The organism is Agathobacter sp., assembly GCF_977054825.1.
In genome coordinates, this window is sequence record NZ_CDRTEH010000003.1 from 124,495 (window position 1) to 149,158 (window position 24,664).

At 42.0% G+C, this 24,664-nt stretch carries 20 protein-coding genes; 3 read left to right on the forward strand and 17 right to left on the reverse strand.

Features of this window, described 5'->3' with window-relative positions; all coding sequences use genetic code 11:
* Positions 1 to 31 precede the first annotated feature (31 nt).
* Genes ACW6PM_RS04690 through ACW6PM_RS04700 form a run of 3 tightly spaced genes read right to left on the reverse strand, consistent with a single transcriptional unit; the run spans position 32 to position 2,736 of the window.
* Positions 32 to 1,447, reverse strand: a complete 1,416-nt coding sequence (locus ACW6PM_RS04690) for a condensation domain-containing protein (protein WP_456056467.1) — start codon at positions 1,445 to 1,447, stop codon at positions 32 to 34.
* On the reverse strand, positions 1,447 to 2,400 hold the full coding sequence (locus ACW6PM_RS04695) for an alpha/beta hydrolase (RefSeq protein WP_456056379.1): 954 nt from the start codon (positions 2,398 to 2,400) through the stop codon (positions 1,447 to 1,449). The genes ACW6PM_RS04690 and ACW6PM_RS04695 overlap by 1 nt, the downstream gene beginning before the upstream one ends.
* A gap of 3 nt (positions 2,401 to 2,403) precedes the next feature.
* Positions 2,404 to 2,736: an SCP2 sterol-binding domain-containing protein gene (locus ACW6PM_RS04700; RefSeq protein ID WP_308669419.1), complete on the reverse strand. Its 333-nt coding sequence runs from the start codon at positions 2,734 to 2,736 to the stop codon at positions 2,404 to 2,406.
* Positions 2,737 to 2,974: 238 nt separating this feature from the next.
* Here ACW6PM_RS04700 and ACW6PM_RS04705 point away from each other — a divergent pair, with 238 nt between their 5' ends.
* Complete coding sequence (locus ACW6PM_RS04705; protein WP_456056380.1) at positions 2,975 to 3,598, forward strand: TetR/AcrR family transcriptional regulator; 624 nt, start codon at positions 2,975 to 2,977, stop codon at positions 3,596 to 3,598.
* Between the two features lie 5 nt (positions 3,599 to 3,603).
* Here the strand turns inward: ACW6PM_RS04705 and ACW6PM_RS04710 are convergent, their stop codons facing one another.
* The 4 genes from ACW6PM_RS04710 to ACW6PM_RS04725 all read right to left on the reverse strand — a co-directional run bounded on the left by ACW6PM_RS04710 (position 3,604) and on the right by ACW6PM_RS04725 (position 12,360).
* A complete protein-coding gene (locus tag ACW6PM_RS04710; protein ID WP_456056381.1) occupies positions 3,604 to 3,996 on the reverse strand; it encodes a hypothetical protein in 393 nt (130 codons plus the stop codon).
* 93 nt (positions 3,997 to 4,089) lie between these two features.
* Positions 4,090 to 4,977 (reverse strand): PD-(D/E)XK nuclease family transposase, encoded by an 888-nt coding sequence (locus ACW6PM_RS04715; RefSeq protein ID WP_456056382.1) that lies wholly within the window; start codon positions 4,975 to 4,977, stop codon positions 4,090 to 4,092.
* A 481-nt stretch (positions 4,978 to 5,458) separates the two neighbouring features.
* Positions 5,459 to 10,735, reverse strand: a complete 5,277-nt coding sequence (locus tag ACW6PM_RS04720; RefSeq protein WP_456056383.1) for an MBG domain-containing protein — start codon at positions 10,733 to 10,735, stop codon at positions 5,459 to 5,461.
* Between the two features lie 278 nt (positions 10,736 to 11,013).
* Positions 11,014 to 12,360, reverse strand: coding sequence for an MATE family efflux transporter (locus tag ACW6PM_RS04725; protein ID WP_456056384.1), 1,347 nt, complete (start codon positions 12,358 to 12,360; stop codon positions 11,014 to 11,016).
* 128 nt (positions 12,361 to 12,488) lie between these two features.
* On the opposite strand from ACW6PM_RS04725, the gene ACW6PM_RS04730 reads away from it, so the two are divergent.
* Positions 12,489 to 13,202, forward strand: coding sequence for a LytR/AlgR family response regulator transcription factor (locus ACW6PM_RS04730; RefSeq protein ID WP_456056385.1), 714 nt, complete (start codon positions 12,489 to 12,491; stop codon positions 13,200 to 13,202).
* Positions 13,203 to 13,231: 29 nt separating this feature from the next.
* The gene (locus ACW6PM_RS04735) at positions 13,232 to 14,500 is read left to right on the forward strand and encodes a sensor histidine kinase (RefSeq protein WP_456056386.1); all 1,269 of its coding nucleotides are present in this window, start codon (positions 13,232 to 13,234) and stop codon (positions 14,498 to 14,500) included.
* 74 nt (positions 14,501 to 14,574) lie between these two features.
* On the opposite strand, the gene ACW6PM_RS04740 is transcribed toward ACW6PM_RS04735, so the two are convergent.
* From ACW6PM_RS04740 to asnS, 10 genes are all read right to left on the reverse strand, one after another.
* Complete coding sequence (locus tag ACW6PM_RS04740; protein ID WP_022292662.1) at positions 14,575 to 15,378, reverse strand: enoyl-CoA hydratase-related protein; 804 nt, start codon at positions 15,376 to 15,378, stop codon at positions 14,575 to 14,577.
* Between the two features lie 295 nt (positions 15,379 to 15,673).
* Complete coding sequence (locus ACW6PM_RS04745; protein ID WP_308669413.1) at positions 15,674 to 16,393, reverse strand: DUF4234 domain-containing protein; 720 nt, start codon at positions 16,391 to 16,393, stop codon at positions 15,674 to 15,676.
* A gap of 15 nt (positions 16,394 to 16,408) precedes the next feature.
* Positions 16,409 to 16,822: a DUF2752 domain-containing protein gene (locus ACW6PM_RS04750; RefSeq protein WP_308496438.1), complete on the reverse strand. Its 414-nt coding sequence runs from the start codon at positions 16,820 to 16,822 to the stop codon at positions 16,409 to 16,411.
* A 7-nt stretch (positions 16,823 to 16,829) separates the two neighbouring features.
* On the reverse strand, positions 16,830 to 18,134 hold the full coding sequence (locus ACW6PM_RS04755; RefSeq protein ID WP_456056387.1) for an alpha-amylase family glycosyl hydrolase: 1,305 nt from the start codon (positions 18,132 to 18,134) through the stop codon (positions 16,830 to 16,832).
* A gap of 122 nt (positions 18,135 to 18,256) precedes the next feature.
* Positions 18,257 to 18,526 carry a DUF1294 domain-containing protein gene (locus ACW6PM_RS04760; RefSeq protein WP_456056388.1) on the reverse strand — a complete coding sequence of 90 codons (270 nt, stop codon included), beginning with the start codon at positions 18,524 to 18,526 and terminating at the stop codon, positions 18,257 to 18,259.
* A 120-nt stretch (positions 18,527 to 18,646) separates the two neighbouring features.
* Positions 18,647 to 20,986 carry a protein translocase subunit SecD gene (secD, locus tag ACW6PM_RS04765; RefSeq protein ID WP_456056389.1) on the reverse strand — a complete coding sequence of 780 codons (2,340 nt, stop codon included), beginning with the start codon at positions 20,984 to 20,986 and terminating at the stop codon, positions 18,647 to 18,649.
* 111 nt (positions 20,987 to 21,097) lie between these two features.
* On the reverse strand, positions 21,098 to 22,468 hold the full coding sequence (scfB, locus tag ACW6PM_RS04770; RefSeq protein ID WP_456056390.1) for a thioether cross-link-forming SCIFF peptide maturase: 1,371 nt from the start codon (positions 22,466 to 22,468) through the stop codon (positions 21,098 to 21,100).
* Positions 22,469 to 22,565: 97 nt separating this feature from the next.
* A complete protein-coding gene (gene scfA / locus ACW6PM_RS04775) occupies positions 22,566 to 22,709 on the reverse strand; it encodes a six-cysteine ranthipeptide SCIFF (protein WP_012741873.1) in 144 nt (47 codons plus the stop codon).
* 94 nt (positions 22,710 to 22,803) lie between these two features.
* Positions 22,804 to 23,145, reverse strand: a complete 342-nt coding sequence (locus tag ACW6PM_RS04780) for a hypothetical protein (RefSeq protein ID WP_308496442.1) — start codon at positions 23,143 to 23,145, stop codon at positions 22,804 to 22,806.
* A 71-nt stretch (positions 23,146 to 23,216) separates the two neighbouring features.
* Positions 23,217 to 24,608, reverse strand: coding sequence for an asparagine--tRNA ligase (asnS, locus tag ACW6PM_RS04785; RefSeq protein ID WP_022292657.1), 1,392 nt, complete (start codon positions 24,606 to 24,608; stop codon positions 23,217 to 23,219).
* Positions 24,609 to 24,664: the final 56 nt, after the last annotated feature.

Genomic DNA, 24,664 nt, shown 5'->3' on the forward strand with positions numbered 1-24,664 from the left:
ATCTCCTTTACCTAATACGTTTCCTAATCCACTACACTAATTTAATGATTTCACCTATTGTAAGCTCAGGGTTTTCTGCACCCTTGAACATGATTTTGCACAGGTAATAGTACATATACTCAAGCTGCTTTCTTGAGACAGCCTTAACCTGATGCTCGAAGCTGAAATCCAGTCCATTGTCCTCCGGGCGGTGCATTACCGTAAGATACATAGCCTGCGTGGTCATGCCGTTCGGGTACCACTTGGTCTTGTATTTTATATCTCCGAGGTCGTTTAAGCCCTTTTCCTTTAAGGTCATAGGCTGATATGTAAGCGACATCGGCTCATAGGTAAGCCCCGCCTTCGGCTGCGGATATGTCTTTGAACGCAGTGCAAAGTACTCTGTCGGGTTGTAGTTTGCATGGCGAAACAGCTCGTTTTGCTTATCCCTGATGGTATACACGGCATCGATAAAGCGTACATCCTTTGAAAAGCTCGTCCTAAACGGAAACGAATGAATACGTGTGCCGCCTGACCTCTTCTCCTTTAGTGTCGCACGTCTGGCGATGGCATTGTTTACGGAGACATCATCGAAGCCGTTTTCCTTCTGGAAAAATGTCCTGATACCCATAAGCAGCAGACATGCAAGCGAAACATGATATTTCTCACAAAAATCCATAAGACGCTTTGTCGGCTCAGCCTCCAGATGAAAGATATCAAGCGCTGAGGTGACATCATCCGATGCATTGAATGCACTCCTTAGCTTGTCATCATGCATCAGCTTCCTTGCCGTCTCAAGCTTTGCTGTGCCGTCGATTCCGTTGTAGATTGGCTCCGACTGTCCGATAAGCTTCTCAAAGAACTCTCTGTCCCTAAGCTGTGCCTTGCTTCCGGCTTCATACGCCAGATCCTTCTTAAGCTGCTCGATGTATGAGCACATATCCTTTGGAAAAGGTACTCCCTCGTACATGGCATTGCAGTATATCTCGATAATATCCTTTAAAAATGCAATAAGCGACTGCGCATCAACCACCATGTGATGACCTAAGAAGTACACTCCATTAAAGCCATCAGGCATCTTTATCATCACGATTTTGGTCATCGGAGAGTCCTCAAACTCAAACGGCACCTGTGTCCAGCCTTGCATTTCATTCTCTGCCTCCTCCATGGTCACATCAGTAAAATCCCTGAAATCGACAGTTCTCTCATTAAGATCCTCATCTACATCCGCAATATACTGATAGCACTCTCCATCCTTATCCCTTGTAAAACGGATACGCATTGCCTCGTTTCTGGCATACGCGTAGTTGATTGAATCCCTTAGCACGTTCCAGTCAAGCTCCGTGCCGATTGTGAGGCTTGTACCGATATTGAGCACAGCCATATTCGGACAGTACTTTGCATAGTACAAATGAAATTTTTGTGCAACCGTAATCGGATATACGTTGTGTCCCTTTCTCGTCTTCATCATCTCATAACTCCTTCCAAAAATTTATCAAGTGCGTCCTCGAAAGCCTTCGTATTCCTGTAATAGCTCTCGCAGTGTCCGGCGCCCTTTACTATCAGCTTTGTCTTTTGTGATGCGCAGCTTGCATAAAGCTCATCACACATGCTGCATGGCACAAATGTATCCTTATCACCATGGATAAACAAAATAGGCTTCTTCGCCTTTTGCACCTCTTTTGCGGCATTACAGTCATCAAGCCCATATCCTGCCATTTTCCTGTTCACAAAATCTGCAATCTGAAGCATCGGAAAAGCCGGCAGATGGTACATGCTGTGAAGCACATGTGTAAACACAGCCTTAGGCGAGGTAAATGCGCAGTCTGACACAATGCCCTTCACCTGCTCTGGCAGATTAAGCCCACTTGCCATAAGCACCGTGGCACCTCCCATGGAATTTCCCATCAGCACTATCCTTATGTCATTGCCTGCTTTTTTAATCATCCAGTCAATCCACTTGAGCGCATCATAGCGGTCCTTGCAGCCGAAGCCTATGAATTTGCCCTCGCTTTGTCCGTGCGCCCTCGCATCTACGAGCAGCATACTATAGCCCTTCTTTAAATAGTAATTGGATATGCTGCTGTAATCGGACATGGCTTCACTTGTGTAGCCGTGGAAGCATATGACAGCTTTATCCGGATTACTGCCAGCTATCCCAGGAAAATATGTGGCATGCAGCCTTAATCCATCATCAGACTTAATCCACACATCCTCATGAGTCTGTGCTCTCATCCACTCTCCACGCGGCTTCATAAAGCTGTAATAGCTCTCCCAGTCAACCCCCGACATCTTCATCGTGCGCTCCTTTTTTGCATTGTAGCGCATCATGGTTCTCATGTAGAAATAAGCACTGCCGCCTGCCTCTGCTGCAGCAATACCGCCTAAAACACCTGCAATTATTCCCCACTTCATCCTCATCACCTACGCCTTCTTACTGTCTATAATCTGCTTCAGTCGAAGCGCCTTATCAATATTTCCCTCCACCTTGAGCTTGCCTGTTGTAAATGCAAGAATCGGATCAAGCCTTCCATCTGCCAGCTTGAAAAGAGTCTCAGCACTGCATATAAAAATCGCATCCCTGTCAAAATACTCATACGGCTCCACTGCCAGCACGCCATCCTTTACCTCGGCATAGAAAATTCCCTCTGCCTCTCCTGTTATATTGAACTGAAAAGCAAGATGCTCACTTATATCGCTCACATCAGACTCCATAAACAGTCCCTTTACCTTTGAAAACATATCTGCATAAGTCATATTAATTCTCCTTTTCGACCATTGGTCAACCTGTTACTTAATTACAGTATCACTTTTTCGACTGACGGTCAATATAAATATTTTCGCTTTCAAACTATTCTGTTATTTTTTCATAAACTATCCAAACGTATAGTATCATTATCAACAAAACCTATTACCCCTGTAAAATTTCATGGAAGAATCACATGGATTGTGCTAATATATTAAAATAGACGTAAACGAAAAAAGAGGAACCACTATGCCACATTCCACCAGAGAAAATTCAGAAAAATACGAGAAGATACTTGAAGCGCTAAGAACCCTTTTAGAAACAAAAAAAATATCCCAGATATCTGTCAGCGAAATCGCCCAGACAGCCGGGATAGGCAAGGGTAGCATATATTATTATTTTTCATCAAAGGAGGCTATCTTTGATGCACTTATGGCAAAAAGCTACGAGGAGCCGCTTGCCACTGCAAAGGAGCTTGCAAAGCGCACCGATATCTCTCCGTTTGTGCGCATGGCGATGATATTTCAGGCGTGCCGCAACTCCTCTGCCGCCTTTTTAAAAATCCAGTCCGATGCCGGAAACGGTGTGCAGGAGAATGCATTTTTGCACAACAAATACATCAATTACCTGATTACCGAGCTAAAGCCGGTGACAGGTGAAATCATAAGGCAGGGAGCAGACGAGGGACTTATCGTGTGCCAACAGCCTGATGCGCTTGCAGAGATTGTGCTTCTTGTGCTCGTCGTAAAGCTTGACAATACACTGATTCCGTCCACAAAAGAAGAGACCGAACAGACTATCTCAGAGCTCATCTCGCTGCTCGAGAAGGGCACTGATAATCCTGAAGGGTCTCTAAATTTCCTGCGTGTCTAAGGACACTATTTATGCTTTTTTCTAAAAAAATATTGGACTACTGCTGCCGGAATGATTCCTCCCGCTAAAATCATTCCTTTTGAAAGCGCCGGTGTTTTACGTACAACGTGAGGTGACCTTTCCTTACTGTATCCTACATATATAGGCTTTTCTTCTTTGTCTGTGTAGTCTGCCTTTATATATCCGATAGCATTATCCCTATCCGGTACATATACCCTGATTATATTATCACGTATATCACCATTAAAAGCTTTATATGCTACCACTATCTCATAATCTGAGTGATGTGGCAGATACTCAAAAAAATACTGTCTGTTATCAACGCACCATAACAAAAGCCATATTACAAATACCATAATAAGTGTTCTCATGTCTTCTTTTTCATTTGAATTTTCCATAATCAAACATGCCTCTATTTTCCTGACTCATTCTTTGAAGCTTCAATAATTTTTCCAATAGTCACTTTATGATTTTAATTGTCTATATACGTATTACGCTAACTCCGGTACTCTGTAGCCAGCCTCACTCATTGATTTTTCAAACTCATCCACTGACATTCCAAGCTTCTCAGCTCCCCTGTTCACCGAATAGTCCCCATCCTGAACCGATAAGAATATTTCTGTACGACGTCCGGCCTGAATGCCCGTCTTCAAACCTTCTCTTCTTTGTTCCTCACCATACTCTTTTGCATATTCCATTGCATACTTTCTTACAGCTTCACTCATAGCACCACGTCCTTCCTTTTCTTTGTAATAAGCCACTGCTTTTGACAATGTCTCGCTTTTTATCTGCTCCGGCCTGCACTGGTGAAAATCTCTCATCATCCGGCCTATATCATCATTACCTTCATACCTTCCATTTACATAGATGATATGCGAACCATCTCCAAAGGCTTCACCCGTTTCATCAACACGCCTTTGAATGTGATAAAATGGCAGTCCTTTTCTGAACTTATCGTGATCATAAATAAAAATCACGTATGAATCCTTAATCTCCTTAAATTCCTGACCTTCCTTCAGCATCCTCGCATCCATCATACTGCTGTGATATCTGGCTCTTCTGACATTCGAGCCCTCCGCATTAATCTGCACCTCGATATCAATATGCCTGCCATCAACATCTATTGCATGCACATCCAAGGTAATACACCGTCCGCCAATCATTGGGTTTTTTAATTCATCCTGCCCCCTGACGTCTATAACCTTAATATCACGCTCCATTATTACGCGAAGCAGCAGCTCCGTTGTCTCGATATTCTGCCCGAATACAAGACTCATCAGATTGTCATCAAACAGCGTCATTTTGTCAATCAATCCGTTGATGATTACATCGTTCTGGTCATAATTACTGCCCAAAACCTCTTTTGTCTCTCCCGACATTATTCTCCTCCTGTTCAGTTGTGTGAGCAGGGAGAATATAATATCGCATGATGCGAAATCGCTTATCAATATAAAGCATCCGCAACCCCAGTCCGCTTCATTCACATAAGGTTTTCTCAATCGACATATCCATTTTCCCTGCTATTGATAGGTAACTTAAAGCATTGAAAATTTCCATGTCTTTGTCGAAAAATACTAAGTGGTTCTACCCTCTTCAAAGTGATACGCACCGATGAAAATGTGTACTGTGGTGTCGCTCAACAGAAATATAATGCTTTGGCTTGATTGTAGCATTAAAACCTCAAAAGGGCAATAAAAATATCAGGCAATTATCAAAATGTCAAATATATCAAATTATCAAATTTGCCGTAATAACGTAAATGACGCTTAAAAGAGACAGCCGCGAAACCGCGGCTGCCTCTGAGGATAAATTTTACTAACAGGTTAGTGAATTGCGTATTTTTTTTCTGTTAAGCATATTCTAATGAGCTTTTCTTCTCTTTAAGCTGTATCCAACTGCACCTGCTCCGCCAAGAAGCATCAGTATAAGTACCATCATTGCAGGATTGTCATCGCCGGTTCTGGTTGCTTTATTCTGATTTACTGCCGGTTTTTTAGCCGGAGCTGCTGTCTGCTGTGCCGGTTTCTGTGATGTAGCAGGTTTATTGATATCTGTCTTATCCTTGTCGGCCGGTTTAGTTTCTTGTGCCTGCTTCTCAACTACTGTGATAGTTGCCCTGGCTGTTCCGTTTGTGAATAAGAACTTCACTTCATGGTCTCCGACACTGAGTGAATCAAGGAACTCCTTTGTAAATGTGACAATTGTTGAGCCGCTCTTTACTGTATAGTATTTCGGATCAACGGTCTTTCCATCTACCATGACATCAAGGAAATACTCTACTTCACAGTTGACGCGGATTGCATGAGCTTCATCCACTTTAAGCACGTGGGTGGTGTCTGCTCCCTCAAGGATATCGTACTCATTGAGTTTAAGCTTTTCTATGCTCTCTGTCTTTGTAGCGCCACATGACTCACAGGTGTATGTCATCTCTCCCTCGTCTGTATATGTTGGAGCCTTGGTCTGTACTCCGCCATCCCACTTGTGGCCTGTTGCTTCTTTTGTCTGCACATTTTCCTTGGCCTGTGCTTTAAAAGCTGTGCCGTTTTCGTTCTTGAAACTTACTGTGTACTTTGTGAGCTCCGGCAGTGTACAGCTATTATTCTGTGTCACTTCTGCTTTTGATTTAGCTGTCTCTGTGTCAGTCTTGTCGCAGTATGTGCACTTTCTTGCAGCTGTACACTCTGTGTTGTCAGCGCTCCATGTGTATGTTGTATCGGAATATATGTGGTCTGCTATAGTTAATTTGCCGTCAACAGTTGTTATTTCATAGTTAGGATTAGAATTAGCCTTTGCTGTAATAGCGATATCGTACTCGCCACATTCCTCTCCTTTTGTCCTTTCAACTGTAATATCCTTAAGTGTATCTCCTGTTACCAGTGCATTAGCTTCAACTGTGTAAGTAAACTTAGGATCATCAGCATTTACATGTTTTTGTACACTGTCAGCTGTTACTTTGATTGGCTTTCTAGCAATGCTGAAATCATGTGTACTGTCAGCTTCTGTGCTGAGCACATAATTTGCATTATCAACACCAGTTGCTGTTGCTGTGTACTTACCTGCGTTAGTCTGCTCTCCAGTTGTTATGACACTTACTTTGTCTTTTCCAACTATGTCATCAGAAATAACATCTGCCTGAGCTTTGTGAACTTTACCATCATAAGTAAACTCATCACCTGTCCACTTAATATTTACAGGCTTCTTTGTGATAGTAAAGTCTTTTGTACTCACTGCTTTTGAATAATTATCATCCTCAGCAACAGTAATTCTTACTGTATAGCTGCCTGCATTTACCGGTACAGCTTCTGAATACTCAGCATCTGCTGCATCCTTTTGTTTGTACTCATATGTAACAGTTTTATCACTCTTGGCATTTGTTGTTGTAAACTCCGGAACACTTACTGCTGTTCCATCGTATGTTTTTCCAATATCTGCAATATCGCTGACACTTCCAGCCAATCTGTTTACTTGTATTGTTATAACAGACTCTGCCGGAGCATCATTATTACTGTCAGATACATATTGCTCCCCAAAAGGATTATAGCCTATTGTAAGCCTGTGTTCTCCTGCACTCAAAGTCTCTAAGAATGATTTCTTTAATACAATTTTGCCGTCTGAATTATTAATCATAAGCACATCATTCAAATTTGCTGTAATATCTTTTCCGTCAAACAATACTGTTGCGACAGTGTTTTGATTTACTGAGATATTTGTTGGTGTATCTTTTGCATTTAATCTTTCGGAAGATACTGTATCTTCTGTTACAGCATCAGTGTAAACTACAATACCATCAGAATTAATGACTGCTGTATTTCCTGCATTATCTGTCAGTCGAGCATATACAGCCTTCTTGGTATGTGCTGCTAAAGATATCTTCTTTGCATCTGTAATATCCTTCCATGTAGCAGATTGCAGATCTTTGACATTTGAAATCAATGCATACTCAATCTTAGCCACTCCACTTGTCTCATCTAATGCATTAAATTTAACATCAACAGAATTCTTGAAAAAATGCTTAAATGTAATAGTATTGAGCAGTGATGTAAATTTGTTTTCCTTTACGCTGATAGTTCCTGTTGGAGCTGTACTGTCTATTTTGACAGGAGCAATGCTTATAGGATTTGTCACATATCCTGTAGAACTCTCCATCAACTGATATGTTGCCATTTTATCTTTTCCATCAGTTAATGTACACGCCGCTGTATCCTGCCAACCTGACTTATTATCGCTTAGGCGTATTTTATACCCCACCGGTGCCTTCAATTGAACAGTGCCTGACGTAAACCAGCCATTGTCTTTAACACTACCAGAAACAGTAGCCCTTACATCCGTTACAAACTCTTTTATACTCCACTCGTAAGTATTATTTGAACCGTCTAACGTATAATTTGAATTATCAATGCTTTCTACTTTTGCTGTATATTGCCCCGGATTAGTAGCTGTATGGACATTGCTGCCATCATTACTATATGTGATATTTGCAGTTTCGCTATCTACCAGGTTTGTTATTTTTGCATTTACCTCATGCTGCATTTCATCGAATATAAATTCTGATTTAGTCTTCCATGAAAATTCAAGTTTTCGAGGGTTAATTGATGCAGTGGTATATGATGGATAGGAAACAATGTAATTGTCTGCCTTTGTGCCATTATTTGATGAAGAATTAACTGTTATAACAGCATTATTGCTATTAATATTTACTATCTTACCATTTCCTGCATTCTTATTATCAAATGTACCTGTAAGTCCGGAAATACTGAGTTTTTCTCCTTCTATTCCTGTATCAGCTAATGCTGACACATTAGTGATAGTTGTTCCATCGTAATTTTTGCTGTCTGCATTTACTGTTGCTGTTATTTGTTTAGGATGTATAACCACATTGCAAGTACCAACTACAGGTTTGTAGCCTGTTGCATTGATAAAATACATAACCTTATAATTACATACATCTTTGAACTCATTTTTTATTCCCGTTGCCCCTGTGAAACTATAAGTCACTTTTGCATCTGCTGGTTCAGTTACATTTACAGAAATACCATGAACTTTCCCATCGTATGTACCATCATATCCTGTTGCAGTGTATGTTATTTTCTTTGCAGCCGATACCGTTACATTTACTTTTACATTTAAAGGTTTATTATTTTTATTTACCACCGTATCTGGTAATGTTATTTCTCCAGAAACCTCAAATTTCTGTTCATCATCCTTATTTGGATCATATTTCACATTTTTAAAATCCCATGTAACAGGAGCTGATGTAATATCTGAACTCTCTGTTATAATTTTGACAGTGTCTGGCAATCCCAACCCCTCTGCTGACTTTTCAGCTCCATAGCTTGTCTGAACTGGCTGCGGCTGTGTTATGCTAATAAGATTTGCCTTTACCCAAAATGGTATCTTTATATTTAGCGATCCACCCGTGATGTTACAGCCTGCATTAGGGCTCTCTTCCCCATTACATGTAATTGTTACCGTATCACTAAAACCATATCCTTCTTTTTTTGTTAATGTAACATTAGCATAATATGTGGCACCATATTGTACTTTATCATCTGCTTTCACTTCTGTTCCATCTTCTTTAGTCCATTTAATGCCTGAGCATCCTGATACCCCAGTCGTCTTACAAGTTACAGATGTAGGAAATGACACACCAGGAACAGGCGCAGTGATTGTCACATCCACTGAATCGATTGTAATGACATTCATCCAGTGACATTTATTACATTCATTTTTACTGTTATACTCATGATTGCATCCTGTATAATATATCTCTCCTGCTTTTGCCTCATGTGATCCATTTCCAAAATCGACCTTAGTACATCCGCTAAACATATTTTGCGTGTCTGCCTGACTTGAAATATTCCAATTCTTAGAATGTTGTTCATCCAACTTCGTACTAATTCTTAATGTTGTGCAATTGTAAAACATTAGCTTATAACAATTACTTGCTAATGTCTTTGCTGGCAGATTTGGAGCCTCTATAAGTTTTGTACATCCATTAAACATATATGAATAACAATACTCTGCTAAATTTGTTGCCGGCAGATCTGGAGCCTCTATAAGTTTTGTACATCCATTAAACATATATGAATAACAATACTTTGCTAAATTTGTTGCCGGTAGATCTGGAGCCTCTATAAGTCCTGTACATTTATCAAACATAGAAAAATAACAATAAGGTGCTAATTGTTTTGCTGGCAATTTAGGTGCTGTTGTCAAGCTTTTGCATCCAGAAAACATATTTTCATAACAGGTCTCTGCTAATTGTTCTGCTGGCAATTCTGGCGCTGTTGTCAGTCTTGTACATCCACTAAACATAAATCCATAACAGAACTCTGCTAATTGTTTTGCTGGCAATTTTGGCGCTGTTGTCAGACTTGTACATTCAGAAAACATATAGTCGTAACAACACGATGCTAATTGTTCTGCTGGCAATTCTGGCGCTGTTGTCAGGCTTGTACATTTATAAAACATAGAATCATAACAATACGATGCTAATTGTTTTGCTGGCAATTCTGGCGCTGTTGTCAGACTTGTACATTCAGAAAACATATGGTCGTAACAATACGATGCTAATTGTTCTGCTGGCAATTCAGGTGCCGTTGTCAGGCTTGTACAACCATAAAACATATGGTCGTAACATTCTGGTTGTAATGTTGTTGCTGGCAATTCCGGCGCTGTTGTCAGGCTTGTGCATTTAGAAAACATATATCTATAGCATTCCCTGGAAAGGTTTACATCAGTTTTATTTCCTTCACCATCTGTTAAACTGGTAACACTGCCTGATGCTTCTATTATGCCGTTCATTGTAAAGTGATTATAATAATCCGTAGTAACATTTTTTCCTTTAAAACTTACAGTACTTCCAACCTTATCAAGTTTAATTTCTGTACCATTAGTGTATTCAGCCCAATTATTTCCACCATCTGTACTATACATTACATCAGAGCCATTTCTCCATGCAAACGTAATTGTAGGCCCTGCCTCCTTCGCTGTAAAAGTCAAATAATTAGGTTTCACATTTTCTGTCTCATCCGCACTTACCTTACTCATAAATCCATTTACCGGCATGAGTGTTACTGCTGTCACTACTGCAAGAATCAGTGCCATCATCTTTTTTGCGAATCTACTTTTCTTCATATTCCAGTACCTCCCTCGTATCTGTGCTTCGTTATATATTTCCATATCACATATACTTGTATTGATAGTACTAATTATACAACATTTTGTGCCTTACTTTGCACCAACGGTGCCAAATGTAGTTTTCAGGGTGTGAATTGCATGCTCTCATCCATAAATGTGCAAAAATGTGCAAAAATGTGCAAAAATGTGTAAAAACGCAAAAACAGCCGGACACATCTCTCACATATGTCTGACTGTTTTTATCACGTACTATTCAGTTTTATTATAACTATCCGCTAGATTCTCCTATAGTGGTACGCAAAGTATATATTGCCGGCGATTGCGGTGAGCGTCCACGAAATGACGTATATGAGGTATAAGGACTGCAGTGTCCTAAAATACGCAAACACCGTGAGCAGCCATATAATCCTGAATACGACAGAGCCCATGACCACTATGATGGTTGGCATGACGCTTTTTCCGATACCCCTGGCGGCGGCTGTGGCATTGTCCATGAAGGCTGACACACAGTAGACGAATGCCATCACACCGATTCTGATCTGCCCATAGTGTATCACAGCATCATCACTTGTAAAGAGCAAAAGGAACGGTCTTTGAAATATAAACAGCGCCACTCCAAGCACCAGCCCCATAAGAAACGAGTACGCTAATGTGATGAAAAATGTCCTCAGCACTCTTTCTTTTTTCCTTGCGCCCAGATTCTGAGCTATGAAGCTGGTGCATGCCGTGTAAAATGCCGCCATCATGTCATAGATGAGCGAATCCGCATTGGTGGCGGCTGAATTGCCCTCCACGACCACATGGCTGAAGGAGTTGATGGATGTCTGGATACATATATTGGCTATGGCAAAGAGCGAGTACTGTATTGCTGCCGGCACTCCGATACGAAGCACTGCTGCGGCTGCATCACGGTCAATCGCTATATCCTTCAGGCGCAGGCCGTAGCTGCCGTATGTCTTCATGAGAAACCTGATGATGAGAGCCGCTGAGATGTACTGTGCTATGATGCTTGCGATGGCTACTCCTATCACTCCCAGTCTGCATACTATTACAAAAAACAGGTTTAGCACTATATTGATAATTCCGGAGATACTCAGGTATATGAGAGGCCTCTTTGTATCTCCCACTGCGCTCAGCACACCGTTACCGAAATTATAAAGCGCAAGCGCCGGCGAACCGCACAGGTATATCATCAGATATGCTGTAGCACCGTCTATCAGCTCGGGCTTTGTATTCATTACTTCAAGCAGGGGCTTTGAAAAAACCAGACCTGCCACTAACAGTAAAAGCCCCGCTATAAAGCACAGGATGACCGATGTGTGGACTGTCTTATGCACCCTCTGGTAGTCCTCAGCTCCCATGTGCAGTGCCGTGACAGCATTGACACCGCCTCCCATACCAAGCAGGATACCTGTTGTGAGTGTGATGATGATGGTCGTAGAACCGACCGAGCCGAGTGCTCTTGCACCTGCAAATTTTCCCACCACTGCCACATCCGTCATATTGAAAAATACCTGAAGCAGGTTTGAAAACATGAGCGGTATGGAATAAATCAGTATCTTCCTTGCAAGTGGTCCGTTTACCATATCCAGTTCTTTGGTCTGTGTTGCTCTTGACTTCATTTTACCCTCTTGTAAATCTATAATAATCTGATTAATTATAGATACATTTCATTCTTTTTTCAAGACTGTTGTTTACGCTTTACAAAAAAGATTATATAATAAAGTAAAAAAGACATTAGAGGTAAAAAATGTTTGAAATAGTAATCTGTGATGATGACAGTGCATGTCTTGAGCAGACCTGCCAGCTCGTGAACGACTGGAAAGCCACAGCCGGCACTCCCATCATTGTAAAAACCATGGAAAGCGGCGATAAGCTGCTTGAATACTGTGCCAAAAACAGGCCTGATGTGATTCTTCTGGATATCATGATGCCGCTTTTAAATGGCATGGATGCCGCAAGAGAGCTGCGCGAGCACAATCTGATATCGAAAATCATCTTTCTGACCACATCGCCTGAGTTTGCCATCGAATCCTATGACGTGGATGCTTCCGGCTATCTGCTAAAGCCTGTTGACAGAGAGAAGCTATATAAGCTTTTGGACAAATGCTTGTCTGCTGTATCAAAGCCTGCCGATTCCATCGCAGTACATACTGCATTTGGATATCAAAATGTACTCATGCACCATATTGAGTTTATCGAGGCGCAGAATAAGAAGGTCAGATTGGCACTATACGACGGACAAAGGCTTGAAGCCATTGGCACACTTTCATATTATGAAAAGCTGCTCACTGTCGAAAAGGGCTTCTTCAAGTGCCACCGGAGCTATATTGTATACATGCCGGCTGTGGAGCATTTTTCAGCAACTGAGCTTGTCACAAAATCAGGTACCAAGATTTCCATTTCCAGAGGTCTTTCAAAGAGCTTTCAGGATGCCTATTTCTCATATATGTTTAAGGAGTAGGCTATATATCATAAAAAAGGAATAATTATATGCTTAATTTTATCATGCACACTGTGAGATACATACTCACGCTCTACTTTGGAGTATTTGTCACTACATCTATAATAGGTATCAAAAACAATAAAAAAAATATACTGATATTAAACGCATTCTGTATCACAGATCTGCTTTTGGATCTCGTACTCATATGCTTTAAGGGCTCTGCAAGTGTGGTAAATGCATATCCTCTCGTGACGCATCTGCCTCTTTTGCTGATACTGATATTTGTTTTTCACCGAAGTGTGCTCAAATCACTGCTTGCTGTCACAAGTGCCTACATGTGCTGTCAGATATGTAACTGGATGTCTATCATCGCAGAGTCGCTCGGCTATAAGAGCTGGATTGTCGATTTGACCTATATTGCCGGTATTTTCCTCACATACTTTGTCGTATACAGATTCATCGCCCCGGCACTGTCCGATATCTTTGCAAAGCCCGATGTGGAGCTCATACCTATATGCATCATGCCGTTTTTCTACTACATATTCGACTATGCGACAACAGTGTACACGAAGCTGCTTTACAGCGGCAGCCGCATAGTGGTCGAGTTTGTGCCATTTCTCATGTGTATCAGCTTTCTGACCTTCTGCGTGGTCTACTATCACTCGATTGAACGACAGCAGCAGATTGCCACACAGAATTATTTTATGCAGATAAAGCAGGCGCAGTTTGCAAAGGAAATCGAGAGCATGCAGCGCAATGAGAAAAATGTTTCTCTGCTGCGCCACGATATGAGGCACTTTCTGAATAATATAGCTGCCTTTATCGAAAACAATGAAGACGAAAAGGCATTGGAATACATACACAGCATAGTCAAGGCAACCGAAAAGACCACCAGAAAACGCTTCTGTGCAAACGAAATAATAAACATCATTATCATGTCCCATGCCGACAGCTTTAATGATAAGCATATCGATTTCAGGTATTCTATATCCGTTCCATCAAAGCTCCCCTTCTCAGACATAGACATGACAGCGATACTTCAGAATGCCCTGGAAAATGCCATGCATGCCGTCATGATGCTTGAGCCTGACAGGCGCTTTATCAGACTCTCCATCTCAGAGAAAAGCGGCAAGCTTTTGATTTCTGTTGAAAATCCTTATGCTGTAAGGCCTAAGCTCGTAAACGATATGCCTGTAGCGACAGAAAGAGGACATGGACTTGGCACAAGAAGCATCAGACAAACTGCCGAGAGACTGGGTGGCAAATGCCAGTACAGTGTGACCGATACACTTTTTATTGTAAGAGTGATAATTTAGTTTATTTTATTAAAACAGCCGGTGCATAACGCACCGGCTGTTTTGATTCATAGACCATATAATTCAAATCACAATTAGAAATCTGTAAGGTTTGCAGCTCTCTTCTCAAGGAATGCTCCCATTCCCTCTTTCTTATCGTTTGTATCATTTACAACACCGAAGAGGTTTGCTTCCATCTCAACAGCGTTCTTGATATCCATATCATATCCGTTGTTGATAGCAGCCTTTGCAACTGCGATTGCGTAGCTTCCCTTAGAGATGATCTTTGCAGCCATAGCCTTAGCTGTTGGCATAAGTTCCTCTTTAGCTACTACTTTATTAACGAGACCGATGCGGTATGCTTCAGCAGCGTCTACATTGTCGCATGTGAAGATCATTTCCTTAGCACGTCCCATTCCTACTAAACGAGCAAGTCTCTGTGTACCACCAAAGCCAGGGATGATTCCAAGACCTGTCTCAGGCTGTCCGAAAATTGCGTTCTCAGAAGCGATTCTGATATCACATGCCATAGAGATCTCACATCCTCCACCGAGTGCGAATCCATTGACAGCTGCGATTGTTACCTGACGCATATTCATAAGCTTGAAGAATGGCTCTGAAGCCTTGATTCCGAATGCTCTTGCCTGTGGTGCTGTGAAGTTAACCATCTCTGAGATGTCTGCTCCTGCTACGAATGACTTGAACTCGTTGCCCTTCTTGTCAGGACCACCTGTAAGGATAAGCACCTTAACATCGTCTCTTGCCTCGATCTCTGTTAATGCTACATTTAACTCATCAAGAGTCTCACTGTTTAATGCATTAAGAGCAGCCGGTCTTGAGATTGCAAGTACTGCAATCTGATCTGCTACGTCAAGTGTTAAATTTTTGAACTCGCTCATTGTATAAATCCTCCTTAAAAAACCTATGTATAACCGACATTTCTGTCGTAATTTATAAAAAAATAGTAACACTTTGACAAATTTTTGTCAATGTCTGAACGGTCTTTTTCCATAATATTTATTGGGAATCGTTATCTAAACAGAAATATCGCGAACCATCTGCAGGCTGATAGTCTCAAGCAGCGTGAAGCACACTTTCACAAAATTGCAGGAGACAGTCTGCTTAACGCAAACTGCCTCCCGCTTTAGATATAATATAATCAAATTATTTAATTAAATTAAATCAAAACTCAAATTACATAAGTCCATGTGTCCTGTTGTAAGCATTGCAGATCATATTTGAGTTCTTGATAAGGATATGCATAGCGATGAATGGTCCGATTCCACAGATAAGTGTACCAAATATGCACCACATCAAAACAGTGGTTCCATTCTCCTGAATGCCAAGTCCGTATCTGCCTGCGTTATTTGCCAGTCTGTTGCCCAGCTTGTAGTACCAGTACCATGCATAGATACCACATGTAATCATTGAAAGCAGGATAAATGCTACAAGTCCAGATGTATTCTCGCCATCTCCATCACATGCCACATTGACATCATGAGCCATCTTGTAGATGAAATAATAGCCATAAATACCACATGTGATAATAGACAGGATGATGTATGAGGCAAGACCTCTGTCATCCTTTAATCTCTCTCCCCTGTACGGTGGAGGAGTCTGACCACCATTGTTCTGGTAGCCTGTGTTGTACTGGCCGGCTGCTCCGTTGTTCTGATAGCCTCCGTTGTACTGGCCGGCTCCGTTATTCTGGTAGCCTGCGTTCTGCTGGTTTGCATTGTTTCCTGTGAAGGACTGCTTCACCTCATCAAATGCACTTCCAAGCTCCTGCTCTGCTGCATTGAAAGCCTCTCCGGCTTTGTTGACAAAATCCTGTGCCTTTGAAACAGGCGCTCCGCAGGCTGGGCAGAATTTTGTTGAATCAGGAATTTCTTTTCCACATTTCTCGCAAAACATCTTCTTTCTCCTTTTCTATTTGCTGTTTATTATACGGATGATACGAAACAGGATGTTGTTTTGCGGCTCAAAAACCACGACATCATCGCCTGACCATATCAATCTGCATATATAAACTATAGCAAACATAATAATGATTGTAAATATAATTATTTTATAAATTTTAATATTTATTTTAGATTTACACAAAAGCACTATTACCGCAATAGGTGGAAGCCAAAAAAGCGGATGGTATTCAAATGCCTTTGCCATATCCAGCTGCAAAAATGCAATCCATGCCCTCGACATGCCACAGCCTGCACATGATATTCCGGTGATGAACTTAATAGGGCATGTGATGCCTATTGACTCCATAGCTGTGTAAAGTACCACTACGGCTGTGACAGCACATATGAGCTCTTTTCTTTCTTTTTTTTGTTTATTGTCCATACAAATGTTATCTCAAAAAGTACGCACTGTAAGGCGGAAGCTCAAGGCCACCGTTTAATGTAACCGTTTCCCCTGTAATCAGGTCTGTTGCTTCATTCTTTCCCATATCAAAGCCTGCGAAAAACGGCTGGTCTGCGGCATTGATGCACACGAATACCTTTTCACCATCACATTCACGACCGAAAACACACTGGCCGTTTGTGAGCACTACCGAATAGAAATTGCCATAACAGAGTGCCCTTGACTCCTTCTTTGCCTTAGCGAGCTTTGAAATCCACTCCGTCAGCTCATTGTACTGCGGTGCTTCAAAGCATGCTCTAAGTGCCGGATCACCGTCCTCTTTTTTTGCCTTCTCTCCCCACTCACTGCCATAGTACACGCAAGGAATACCCGGCATGCCAAACGCAAGCGCATAGATGAGTGGCAGGTGCTTTTCATTGGTCAGTATGCTTGCCACTCTTGTCACATCATGATTGTCCACAAATGACAGCAGGTGCTTACCCTTGTAGAGTGTCCACTGCTCCGGTCCGAACTGTCTGAGAAGCGAATGATTTATCTCAAACATATTCATGGAATTGAAGCTTGAATGAAGTCCCTTATAGCACTCATAATTTGTAACAGAATGAAGCATCGCGTCATTCATAATCTGGTTATAGTCACCGTGCAGTGTCTCTCCCACCAAAAAGAAATCAGGCTTTAGTGAATCGCAGAACTCTCTGAGCCTTCTTAGGAAATCATGGTCGAGGCAGTATGCCACATCAAGTCTCAGTCCGTCTATATCAAACTCATCTACCCAGCCCTTTATCGCTGAAAAGATATGCTGGATTACATCCTCATTTCTCAGATTAAGCTTGACCAGATCATAGTTTCCTTCCCAGCCCTCATACCACAGTCCATCATTATAGTTTGAGTTGCCATCGAACGCTATACGGCCAAACCAGTTCACATACGGTGAGCTTTCTCTGTTTTTGAGCACATCCTGAAACGCCCAGAAGCCTCTTCCCACATGATTGAACACACCATCCAGCACTACCTTTATGCCGTCTTTATGCAGATTGTCACAAACCTTTGCAAAGTCCTCGTTTGTGCCAAGCCTTGTGTCTATTTTTGTATAATCCCTCGTATTATATCCGTGTGTATCAGATTCAAAAACCGGTGAAAAATAAATTGCATCTGCCCCAAGCTTTTTGATATGAGGTATCCAGTCATTCACCTTCAAAATTCGGTGTTCCAAAACACCATCATTCTCAAACGGCGCCCCGCAGAAGCCTAACGGATAAATCTGATAAAATACACTTTCATATGCCCACATTATTTTGCCCTCCTTGATAGTTGTGTAGTGGTTTTGTACCTGTTATCTATTATACACAATTTTGTGCTTATATGCTACAGTTTTTTGTTACTTTTTACCTACATTAAGGTATAATTAAATTTCTAATAAAAATTCCTGTAGATAACACATGCTATAACCACATGGATAAAGAAAATAAGCGGCATCCCCTTCACAAAATACCAGTGCTTTGTCTTGTGCCTGAAGGCATACATCCCAGCCCAGGTACCGGCGCTTCCGCCCAGCAGGCTGAGCCCGAATAACGTCTTCTCCGGGATGCGCCATGCGTGTGCCTTAGCCTTATACTTGTCAATTCCCATAGCAAAAAAGCCTGCTATATTCATAAGAAGCAGATAAATCAGAAAAATTTTCATATAAATGACGCTCCATTCTATTACTCTGCACATAAATTTATAAATATAAACATATCTGCATATATTAATAAGTCCACAAAAAATAATAGCCCAGCCTTTAAAGGCCGGGCCATAAATTAATTATTTGTTCTTAGCTTTTTTAGAACCCTTAGCCGGTGCAGCCGCCTGCTTTTTGATGGCGCTCTTTCCCAGATAAAGCTTCATTACATACCACAGCTCTGTAGCGATGCAGATTGAAGAATATGTTCCGCAAAGCACACCTACCATAAGCGGTAATGAGAACTCTCTGATTGATGTATGACCAAAGATAAAGAGTAACAATACCATGACAAATGTAGTGAGCGAAGTATTGATGCTTCGTGAAAGTGTCTGTGTAAGAGACTCGTTTGCTATATCAGCAAGCTCGTCTGCTGAGTACTTCTTAAGTCCATGCAGGTTCTCACGGATACGGTCGAAGATAACGATTGTATCGTTGACTGAGTAACCTACGATTGTAAGTATACATGCGATAAATGTACTGCCGACTGAAATTCTGATAAGTGCATATGCTGTGACAACAACAAGCACATCATGTACCAGCGCAAGGATAGCACTTGAAGCAAATCTGATATCCTTAAATCTGAACCAGATATATAACAGCATGAAAATACATGAAATAATAACTGCCTTTACAGCGTTTGTTCTCATCTCTCCACTGATTGTTGAGCTGATACTCTGAGTCTCTATAGTTGATGTATCAACCTTGAAATCCTTCTCAAGAAGCTCTGCGAGATCCTGTCTCTCATCAAGTGAAAGTGTACGAGTCTTTAATGTAACATCATGGCTGCCCTGAACTGTAGTAACCTGTACTGCACTGTTGCCAAGGAGCTTTGATACTGAAGGCACGATGTCCTTCTCAACCTCTGCAGCTGTATAATCCTTGCCAAAGTCTGCTGTGGTTGATGTACCACCTACAAACTCAAGGCTGTAGTTTAATGCATTGCCACTTGTAGCACCGAAATAAATCATGCCGCCGATACCTGCAAGTATAACTACACCTGAGATAACAAAGTATTTGACTCTGTTTTGTACGAATCTGATAACTCTTCTCTTCTTTGCCTTGCCGTAGAACTTCTCAGCTCTGACACCAACACCGTAAAATGCTCTTGTAAGGTATTTTGCAATAAAAAGAGCTGTAAACAGTGACAGAACAATTGAAATCATAAGTGTGTAAGCAAAGCCCTTTACTGTACCTGAACCGAGCACCATAAGCACGAGTGCTGCGATAAAGGTAGTAACCTGTCCATCGAGGATGGCTGAAAGAGCCTTCTTGTAACCCTCATTTACTGCTGCAAGCACTGATTTGCCACCTGCGATTTCCTCACGGATACGGGCAAATACGATAACGTTTGCATCGACAGCCATACCGATACCGAGGATGATACCCGCGATACCCGGCAGTGTAAGTGTAATCTCAAACCAGTAAATAAACAGTACTGTAAGCATTGAGTAGAGTGCAAGTCCGATAGATGCAACCACGCCGAGTATACCGTAGAGCACAATCATGAATACCATGATCAAGATAATACCGATAACTGCGGCCTTTACTGCATTGGTAAGGGCTGTTCCACCGAGCTGTGCACCAACAACATTGGACTCTAACTCCTCAAGCTGGAGGTTGATGGCTCCGACACGGATAAATGTTGCAAGGCTTGTCGCCTCGTCATAATCCTTCATTCCGTTAATTACGCAGTTACCGTCTGAGATAACAGCGCTTACTGTAGGAACGCTGATAAAATGATCATCATAGTAGATACCGATTGACTGTCCGGCATCCTTTGCCTTCTTTGTTGCATCTGCCCATGTGTCAATAGCCTCGTCCTTGAGCTTTAATGAAACAACAGGCTCCTTTGTTGATGTAGATGATGACTGGTCATACTGGGCGCTTGCATCCTTTACATCATTACCATCGAGGATGACTGAACCGTTGGCCTTTAATGTGTCGATATCATAGTTGAGCTTGTAGCCGCCCTCAACCGATGTGTCCTGTGTGTAGTTGGCATTTCCGTCACTGTCATACTGTGCGATGAAGTACAGTGATCCCGGACTTCCGAGGTCCTCAAGTACCTTATTAGGATCGTCAACACCCGGAATCTCAACAGTGATACGGTCATCACCGCTCTTGTATACAGAGTACTCTGTTGTGTAGCTCTCTGCACGCTCCTCGAGCTTTGCGATAGTATCGCTTACGTCCTTGTCTGAAGGATTCTTGTCCTTGATATGGTAGGTGATTGAAACACCACCTGAGAGGTCGAGACCAAGCTTGATATTCTGATAATCCTTATCCTTGGTGCTCTCACCATTAGCAGTAGCCTCCTGCTTTTGCTTTGTGTCGGTGATTACCGCAGAGGAATACCAGCCCAGTAAGCCGATACAAATGACTGCCACAAGGATAATCACCCAACTCTTTCCTTTTTTCATTTTCTTGTACCTTCCTGTCATTTTGCTACCATCCATATAGGTATACGGATGGCAAATATATTCGCACACGGGTCACAAATACAGCGATCAGTTTCCCGTGACAAATTCAAATTATTGTGTGTCAGCTGCCATATCAGCCTCTGCTGCCTTAATCATGATAGCACACTCTATACGCTTCTTCTGCAGCTCGCAGCCTAAATCATAGGCATCTGTGATTGTGCCGTGGAAGTTGTATGAGTTTGCGGCACAGCCACCGCTGCAATAGAATCTGGCAAAGCAGTTGCGGCATTTTTCCTTGGCATAGACATTACAGCACTTAAACTCATCCTGGATGTCAGTAGCCTTGATGCCATCCCAGACATTGCCCATGAGAAAGTCCTCATTGCCCACAAACTGATGACATGGGTATAAATCTCCCCATGGAGTCACTGCCAGGTACTCTGTTCCCGAGCCACAGCCCGAAAGACGCTTGTATACACAAGGTCCTCCCTCTAAGTCTATCATAAAATGGAAGAAATTGAAGCCGTTTCCTGCCTTGTTTCTCTTTACCATCTCTGCTGCAAGTCTGTCGTACTCATCAAAGAGTACAGGTAAATCAGAATCCTTAAGTGCATACTCATCTGTAGGCTGTGCCACAACAGGCTCAACCGAAATCTGCTTGAAGCCTAAATCAGCCAGATGAAGCACATCCTTTGAAAAATCAGTATTGAAATGTGTGTATGTACCTCTCACATAGTACTTGTCCTGATGTCTGCTCTCTGCAAACTTCTGGAATTTAGGAACAATAAGGTCATAGCTGCCGGCACCCTTTCTGAAAGGTCTCATGCGGTCATGAACCTCCTTGCGTCCGTCGATACTAAGAACTACATTGTCCATCTCTTTGTTGGCGAACTCCATAATCTCATCATTTAAGAGCACACCGTTTGTGGTGAGTGTGAACCTGAAATGCTTGTTATGAAGCTTCTCCTGCTCTCTTCCATATGCCACAAGCTGCTTCACCACATCCCAGTTCATGAGAGGCTCTCCTCCAAAGAAGTCTACCTCTAAATTTCTTCTGCTGCCGGAATTGGCAATCAAAAAATCAAGTGCCTGCTTTCCGGTCTCATAGCTCATAAGAGCCCTCATGCCGTGATACTCGCCCTCCTCTGCAAAACAATATCTGCAGGCGAGATTGCAGTCGTGCGCAATGTGAAGGCAGAGTGCCTTTACAACTGTCTGGCGCTTCTTGAAATCTATGATACGCTCTTTGTATGTATCTTCTGTGAAGAGCTCTTCATTATCCTTAAGCTCATTTACTTCCTGTATTGCTTCTTCTATCTCCGTCTGTGGATACCTGTCCACAAGCTTTTCAATAATCTCCTTAGCTGAGTTGTCCTCAAACAGCTCAATAACGTCATATGTGACATCATCCACCACATGGATTGCGCCACTGTTGACATCTAAGACAATATTATAGCCGTTGTTCCTGTACTGATGAACCACTACAATATTCCTCTCTTTCTATACACATTTTAAAATTACACTGCGAAAAGAGTGTGCACCTATCAGCGCACACTCTTTAAATCCGCTTCACCTATGACTATTTGTACTGCTCACAAGTCTGGTTTCCAACTGTACAAGATGTCTTGCAAGCTGACTGGCATGATGTCTGGCACTCGCCACATCCGCCCTTTTTAACTGTGTTCTGTAATTTTCTTGTATTTAATGTCTTTACGTGTTTCATTTTTATCTCCTTTTCATTTAACGATGTCTGATTGACACATCATATTTGCTCTCAACATTATATCACAGCATTATCAATATGAAAAGTCCTTTTTTTAGCGAAAAACAAGCGCTGAAAACATTACCAGAAGGAGTATTATCAAAAGCTCGAATATATTTTTTGATTCACCTATATCTATGACCACTGTTGCTATCACATACGTTATCCAGTATGCTACGACCGTCACCCTGATAAAACGTCTGCGGTGAAAGCAGCATTTAAGTAAAAATCCGCACATAAGCCCAACCACTATATTGACCGCCATTGAGAGTGCAAAGCTTATCCACTCCGCCATGTCGACAAAGCACTGTACTATGGAAAGTATGATAAGGCACAAAAGCGCCGTAAGATGCATGATACATATTGTTATCACAGGACCTTTGATTTTTCTCCACATAAAAACGCCCTCCACACATCATATATATGTGCAGAGGGCGGTAATTATTCATGTATGAAATTCATTCGTGATTACAGCTCACAGTTATTAACTGTTCTAGGGAATGGGATAACGTCACGGATATTGCCCATGCCGGTAAGATACATTACGCATCTCTCAAATCCCAATCCAAAGCCTGCGTGTCTTGCAGAGCCGTATTTTCTTAAGTCAAGGTAGAACTTGTAATCATCCTCTGAAAGTCCAAGCTCATTTATTCTGGCAAGAAGCTTGTCGTAGTCATCCTCTCTCTGGCTTCCACCGATGATTTCTCCGATTCCCGGCACGAGACAGTCAACTGCTGCAACGGTCTTTCCGTCGTCATTCAGCTTCATGTAGAAGGCCTTTATCTCCTTCGGATAATCTGTGACAAATACAGGGCGCTTGTAAATCTGCTCTGTGAGGTATCTCTCATGCTCTGTCTGTAAATCACAGCCCCATGATACCTTGTAATCAAACTTGTCATTGTGCTTTGAAAGGATGTCGATAGCCTCTGTGTATGTCACACGTGCAAAATCATTTTCAACAACATTTCTTAATCTGTCAAGGAGTCCCTTGTCCACGAAATTGTTGAAAAATGCCATCTCCTCAGGTGCATTTTCAAGCACATAGTTGATAACATACTTGAGCATGCTCTCTGCAAGCATCATATCATCCTCAAGGTCTGCAAAAGCAATCTCAGGCTCAATCATCCAGAACTCTGCCGCATGACGTGTGGTGTTTGAATTCTCCGCACGGAAGGTAGGTCCGAAGGTGTAGATATTCTTGAATGCCATAGCATATGTCTCGCCGTTTAACTGTCCTGAAACAGTAAGGTTGGTAGGCTTATTAAAGAAATCCTTTGAGAAATCCACCTTTCCATCCTCTGTCATAGGCAGATTGTTCAAATCAAGTGTGGTCACCTGGAACATCTCTCCTGCACCCTCACAGTCACTTCCTGTGATAAGCGGAGTGTGCACGTACACAAAATCCCTCTCCTGGAAGAATTTGTGAATAGCATATGCGCAGAGTGAGCGCACTCTGAAAACTGCCTCAAATGTATTGGTACGAGGTCTTAAGTGTGAGATTGTACGAAGATACTCAAATGTATGTCTCTTCTTCTGCAGAGGATAATCCGGTGTGGATGCACCCTCAACAGTCACCTCAGCTGCCTGAATCTCAAATGGCTGCTTTGCATCCGGAGTAAGCACAAGTGTACCTCTTACGATAATTGCAGCTCCGACATTGATCTTGCCAACCTCATCATAGTTGTCTAAGCCATTTCCGTATACAACCTGGATTGGCTCAAAAAATGTACCGTCGTTTACCACGATAAATCCAAAATTCTTTGAATTACGATTGCTTCTGACCCATCCTCCGATAGTCACCTCTTTGTCAGCGAATTTGTCCTTGTTGCGGAAAATCTCGCGTATGTTTGTAAGTTCCATTATCTAATCCTCCATTTAAGCTGCCTGCGCATCACCACAGACAGCATATTTATCGT

Coding starts and splice junctions, on each gene's coding strand:
- ACW6PM_RS04690 (WP_456056467.1), bottom strand. CDS start 1,447: ATGAAGACGAGAAAGGGACACAACGTATATCCGATTACGGTTGCACAA.
- ACW6PM_RS04695 (WP_456056379.1), bottom strand. CDS start 2,400: ATGAGGATGAAGTGGGGAATAATTGCAGGTGTTTTAGGCGGTATTGCT.
- ACW6PM_RS04700 (WP_308669419.1), bottom strand. CDS start 2,736: ATGACTTATGCAGATATGTTTTCAAAGGTAAAGGGACTGTTTATGGAG.
- ACW6PM_RS04705 (WP_456056380.1), top strand. CDS start 2,975: ATGCCACATTCCACCAGAGAAAATTCAGAAAAATACGAGAAGATACTT.
- ACW6PM_RS04710 (WP_456056381.1), bottom strand. CDS start 3,996: ATGGAAAATTCAAATGAAAAAGAAGACATGAGAACACTTATTATGGTA.
- ACW6PM_RS04715 (WP_456056382.1), bottom strand. CDS start 4,977: ATGTCGGGAGAGACAAAAGAGGTTTTGGGCAGTAATTATGACCAGAAC.
- ACW6PM_RS04720 (WP_456056383.1), bottom strand. CDS start 10,735: ATGAAGAAAAGTAGATTCGCAAAAAAGATGATGGCACTGATTCTTGCA.
- ACW6PM_RS04725 (WP_456056384.1), bottom strand. CDS start 12,360: ATGAAGTCAAGAGCAACACAGACCAAAGAACTGGATATGGTAAACGGA.
- ACW6PM_RS04730 (WP_456056385.1), top strand. CDS start 12,489: ATGTTTGAAATAGTAATCTGTGATGATGACAGTGCATGTCTTGAGCAG.
- ACW6PM_RS04735 (WP_456056386.1), top strand. CDS start 13,232: ATGCTTAATTTTATCATGCACACTGTGAGATACATACTCACGCTCTAC.
- ACW6PM_RS04740 (WP_022292662.1), bottom strand. CDS start 15,378: ATGAGCGAGTTCAAAAATTTAACACTTGACGTAGCAGATCAGATTGCA.
- ACW6PM_RS04745 (WP_308669413.1), bottom strand. CDS start 16,393: ATGTTTTGCGAGAAATGTGGAAAAGAAATTCCTGATTCAACAAAATTC.
- ACW6PM_RS04750 (WP_308496438.1), bottom strand. CDS start 16,822: ATGGACAATAAACAAAAAAAAGAAAGAAAAGAGCTCATATGTGCTGTC.
- ACW6PM_RS04755 (WP_456056387.1), bottom strand. CDS start 18,134: ATGTGGGCATATGAAAGTGTATTTTATCAGATTTATCCGTTAGGCTTC.
- ACW6PM_RS04760 (WP_456056388.1), bottom strand. CDS start 18,526: ATGAAAATTTTTCTGATTTATCTGCTTCTTATGAATATAGCAGGCTTT.
- secD (WP_456056389.1), bottom strand. CDS start 20,986: ATGAAAAAAGGAAAGAGTTGGGTGATTATCCTTGTGGCAGTCATTTGT.
- scfA (WP_012741873.1), bottom strand. CDS start 22,709: ATGAAACACGTAAAGACATTAAATACAAGAAAATTACAGAACACAGTT.
- ACW6PM_RS04780 (WP_308496442.1), bottom strand. CDS start 23,145: ATGTGGAGAAAAATCAAAGGTCCTGTGATAACAATATGTATCATGCAT.
- asnS (WP_022292657.1), bottom strand. CDS start 24,608: ATGGAACTTACAAACATACGCGAGATTTTCCGCAACAAGGACAAATTC.